The organism is Kitasatospora sp. NPDC058406, from assembly GCF_042722765.1.
Taxonomy (GTDB): Bacteria; Actinomycetota; Actinomycetes; order Streptomycetales; family Streptomycetaceae; genus Kitasatospora.
Genome location: NZ_JBHXKE010000508.1, coordinates 1 through 1155, shown reverse-complemented (window position 1 = coordinate 1155; position 1155 = coordinate 1). Strand labels below are relative to the sequence as shown.

General features: G+C 68.8%; 1 protein-coding gene. It reads right to left on the bottom strand.

Going from position 1 to position 1155, the window contains the following annotated elements; all coding sequences use genetic code 11:
- On the bottom strand, positions 1-1062 hold a 1062-nt coding region (locus ACFWOG_RS40910; RefSeq protein WP_380364838.1), incomplete at its 3' end, for an IS630 family transposase.
- Positions 1063-1155: the final 93 nt, after the last annotated feature.

Genomic DNA, 1155 nt, shown 5'->3' with positions numbered 1-1155 from the left:
GGCACGTTCCTTGCGCTGGGCGGCCAGGACGTCGGGATGGCGGGCGTTGGTGTTGCGCCAACGCAGGTAGGCGTGCAGTGCACGGGTCTGGACAGTGTGGTTGGGGTGGTTGGAGTTGGCGAGGGTGAACTGCCGCAGCGGCCCGAAGTGCGCCTCGATCGGATTTGCCCAGGACGCACTGGTCGGGGTGAAGCACAGGTGGACGTTGTGCCTCTTCGCCCAGCTCAGGATCTTCCTGCCGTTGTGGGCGGAGAGGTTGTCCAGGATCACGTAGACCGGGGCTCCGTCCGGGCGCGCGGACCGGATCGACTTCAGCGCCGCGAGGGTGTTCAGGGTGCCCTTGCGACGGTGGTTGACGCCCCAGAGTTTGTCGTCGCCTACGGAGTAGCAGCCGTGGAAGTAGGTGACGCCGTGGGTGCGGTGGTAGGTCGCCGGGAGCCGGCCGGGCCGGCCCTGTTCGGCCCACCCGCTGCCGGCGGTGGGCCGGATGCCGAGCGGGCCGAACTCGTCGAACGCGAACGTGCGGTCGGGGAAGCGGTCCAGGACGTACTCGATCCGCTCGATCTTGGTGTCGAATTCGGGGTCGGTGGACTCCTTCCACGTCCTGGTGCGCTGGAAGGTGACACCGCGCCGGGCGAGCAGGCAGCGCAGGGTCTCGCGGCCGATGCGGATCACCCGGCCGTGGACCCGCCGCAAGTAGGCGAGCAGTTTGCGGATCGACCAGCGGGTGAAGGGCTGCCCGAGCCGGGTCGGACGGGTGGTGGCCGTCTGGACGACGAAGTTCTCGTCGTCAGGACTGAGATGGCGGGGACGGCCTCCCGCCCACCGAGGGTCCAGGCAGGCCAGGCCGATCTCGTTGAACCGGTGGATCACGTCCCGCACCGTGTCCTCGTCCGCCTGGACCAGCTGGGCGATGACCGGGACCCGGTTGCCGCCCGCCGAGGCCAGCAGCATCATCGCCCGTCGGTAGCGCACCGTGTTCGTGCTGCCCCGCCGCACGATCCGCTGTAACTGCTGACCTTCCGGGTCCGTGAGTCTGCGAACCTTGACCGGCTCCGCCACCGGGCCCCCTTCCGAGCTGAACGTCTCACGACATCCAACCGGTCCAGGGCCCTCCGGTACCAACCCGGCGAACCTATGCGGTCACAGCACTAG